Origin of the sequence: Mesorhizobium sp. M0028, assembly GCF_040323855.1 — a bacterium.
Lineage (GTDB): Bacteria > Pseudomonadota > Alphaproteobacteria > Rhizobiales > Rhizobiaceae > Mesorhizobium.
Genome location: NZ_JAMYVG010000046.1, coordinates 1 through 3,047, shown reverse-complemented (window position 1 = coordinate 3,047; position 3,047 = coordinate 1). Strand labels below are relative to the sequence as shown.

The following is a 3,047-nucleotide window of genomic DNA, read 5'->3' as shown; positions in this document are numbered from 1 at the left end:
CGCCGACTGATGACAAACCGCTCAGCGGCAGCGCAAGATCGTTCATGGTGGGTGTGGTCTCCGGGAAATGGTTCGGATCGGCTTAGGCAACCAAATCCTACGTCATTTCAACGGCTTGCGCCACATCCACCAACCCCCATGAATTTGGTTAGGTTGATGCGGCGTGCCGCCGCCGTGAGGCCGCGCTCGCTCAGCAGCGCGTCGAGAACGACGAGAAGATTCAGATCGAGCCCTTTGAAACGCATGTCTTAGCTATCCATAGCGTGGATGCATTTGATTGAAACAAACGATTTTACCAATTTTCCGGAATGTCGCATGGACTTGGCAGGACCTCACGTGCGCCGATCACTGCCTCTATCGCGTGGCGAGTCCCTTGAGAAGAGCCCGAAAGAGGAAATCTGTCGCGTGCGGTGGAGATTGTACTGGGAATGAGAAGCAGCGCTCCGATCATGTCGAACTCTCCGACGAATGGCGGACCGGTACAATAGTTGATCGCAACTGGTCCGGAGCTATGAAACATCTCGATTACATATGAGGTGCCGAGTGAATACGCTGACAGCACCCACCGTCGCAGCGTTTAGCTGACGTTTGACGACGGTTCCTATCCATTTACACGCAGATTCTTGATGTGCTGGCGCAAAAGCGGGAGGCCGGCGACTTTTCTTCGTCATCGGGCTGACGCCGCAGAAGCCGGAACTCGTCCGGTTCCTATGGGCATTGGGCTTGGTCGGTCGCACAGGCTCTATGAGGGGCAATTTTGGCAACGCGACGCGACTCGGGTTTTGAACGACGCCGAAAACGCAAGCTGGAAAGGAACAAGATGGCAGATCAACTCGCCAACGAAATAATCGCCATTATCAAGAAGCGCGCCGCGTCGGAGGGCGGCATAGCGCCTGCCACAGGCGGCGAGATAACGGCTGCCACGGGACTGACTTCGCTCGGTATCGATTCACTGGGATTGGCGGACGTTCTCTGGGACCTGGAGCAGGCCTACGGCATCCAGATCGAGATGAATACGGCCGAGGCATGGTCGGATCTCCAGAATGTTGGGGACATGGTGGAAGCCGTGCGCAGCTTGCTCGCTAAGGGGGTGTGAATGGACAGGCGCGTCGTGATTACTGGGATTGGCGGTATTTGCGGGCTTGGGACCAACGCCGCCGCCATTTGGACAGAGATGCGAGAAGGCCGCTCCGCCATCGGCCCAATCGTCAACTCCGAGCTCCATGAATTGAGGGTCAGGATCGGTGCCGAGATCAAGGCGCTGCCGGAGCATGACATCGACGGCAAGCAACTCATCTCCATGGACCGCTTCAGCCTGCTCGCTGTGCTTGCGGCGCGCGAAGCCATGCGTCAGGCCGGACTTTCCTCCAAAGAGGGAAATAGGTATCGCTTCGGTGCGACGGTGGGCGTTGGCGGCTGCGGGTGGGATGCGATCGAGCAAACCTACCGCGCCATCCTTCTGGGCGGTAAGCGTGCCGCTCTCTTGACTGTACCCAAGGCGATGCCGGGTGCCGCTGCCGGCCAGGTCAGCATGAGTCTCGGCCTGCGCGGGCCGGTCTTTGGCGTCACGTCCGCCTGTTCCTCGGCAAACCATGCGATTGCCTGCGCGGTGGACCAGATCAGGCTCGGCCGGGCCGACGTGATGCTTGCCGGCGGCAGCGAAGCGCCGCTCATATGGGGTGTGCTGAAGGCATGGGAAGCGATCCGCGTGCTTTCGCCCGATACTTGCCGGCCATTCTCGGCCGATCGCCAGGGCCTGTCGCTTGGTGAAGGCGCCGGCATGGCGGTGCTGGAAAGCTACGAGCATGCCCTGGCTCGGGGCGCCACCATCCTTGCCGAAATTGCCGGTGCCGGCCTTTCCGCCGATGCGTCCGACATCGTCGCGCCGACTGTCGAGGGGCCGGAGGCAGCAATGCGGGCCTGCCTTGCCGATGCCAGGCTGGACGCCGAGGATGTCGACTATCTCAACGCGCACGGCACCGGCACCAAGGCCAACGACCAGATCGAGACGGCGGCGATCAAGCGCGTCTTCGGTCAGCACGCCTTCTCAATGTCCATTTCTTCTACCAAGTCCATGCACGCGCATTGCCTCGGCGCGTCCGGCGCGCTCGAGTTGATCGCCTGCGTGATGGCTATCCGCGAGAGCGTCGTGCCGCCGACTGCCAATTATCGTGAGCTGGACCCCGATTGCGATCTCGACGTCACGCCCAATGTGGCACGCGAGCGCAAGGTGCGCGTGGCACTGAGCAACTCCTTCGCCTTTGGCGGCACGAACGCGGTTCTGGCGTTCAGGCAGGTGTAGAAGCCATGAGAGATGCCTCCGGCAACATTATCTCTCGCATCCAGATGCTTGCCGGATAACTATTGTGAAGGGCGGGTCATTGACCGCCTCGGCGAATGCGGGAAGTGGCAGCGGAAGCTCGACGATCCGGGGGTATCGTCTTTGCGAAATTCTTAACTGTTGAAGCGGCTTGGACGTACCGCCGCCCCGTAAAAGGTAAGCGAGGCCCTGCGGGCTCGGCTTGAGGGTCTGAAGCTGTACACGACAATGTCTGGAAGCCGCAGGGTCGGCTCTGCGCCCGTTATAGTCGCCTGAGTGCTGCCGGCCCGGCCGCGCCGCGGGCGCCGTCAACGAACTCCTTGAACCTGCGGACCTTGCCTGTCTTGGCCGACGCTTCGAAGCGCGCCGTCGTCCTGGCCTCCAGATCCGCGACATGCTTGCGCAGGGTCGTGGTGGGCGCGAGGCCAAAGATGAAGTCGACGTCGTTGGCGCGGCACCGGTCGATGACCTGCGGGTTGCAATAATGGCTATCGCCGCGGAGCAGGATTCGAATGTTCGGCCAGTTGATCCGGATCGCCCGCACCAGACGGCGCAGGTGGGGGCGGATCTCAGCCCCACTCGGCCGCTTGGCCGGTCGCAGGATCGCGCTGACGAACCGTCCCGCACCATCGAACATGACGATCGGCTGGAAGCCGTACTCGTCATGGTGGGCATTGAACAGGCGAAGCTGTTGGCCTCCGTGCACAGCGTCGAAGGTGTCGTCAAT

Annotated in this window: 2 protein-coding genes and 3 pseudogenes; 2 read left to right on the top strand and 3 right to left on the bottom strand. The window is 61.3% G+C overall.

The features are described from left to right. Positions 1-143: 143 nt before the first annotated feature. Positions 144-245, bottom strand: a pseudogene (locus NKJ93_RS33480) (LysR family transcriptional regulator); the annotation flags it as partial. Positions 246-820: 575 nt separating this feature from the next. Between NKJ93_RS33480 and NKJ93_RS33475 the strand changes: the two are divergent. Together NKJ93_RS33475 and NKJ93_RS33470 are read left to right on the top strand one after the other, a co-directional pair. Further along, entirely contained in the window at positions 821-1,096 is a 276-nt protein-coding gene (locus tag NKJ93_RS33475; protein ID WP_352458906.1) for an acyl carrier protein, read from the top strand. Beyond that, the gene (locus NKJ93_RS33470; protein ID WP_352508066.1) at positions 1,097-2,302 is read left to right on the top strand and encodes a beta-ketoacyl-[acyl-carrier-protein] synthase family protein; all 1,206 of its coding nucleotides are present in this window, start codon (positions 1,097-1,099) and stop codon (positions 2,300-2,302) included. On the opposite strand, the pseudogene NKJ93_RS33465 reads toward NKJ93_RS33470, so the two are convergent. Both NKJ93_RS33465 and NKJ93_RS33460 read right to left on the bottom strand, forming a co-directional pair. Next, positions 2,289-2,453, bottom strand: a pseudogene (locus NKJ93_RS33465) (LysR family transcriptional regulator); the annotation flags it as partial. The gene NKJ93_RS33470 and the pseudogene NKJ93_RS33465 overlap by 14 nt on opposite strands. 168 nt (positions 2,454-2,621) lie before the next feature. Continuing rightward, positions 2,622-3,047, bottom strand: a pseudogene (locus NKJ93_RS33460) (transposase); the annotation flags it as partial.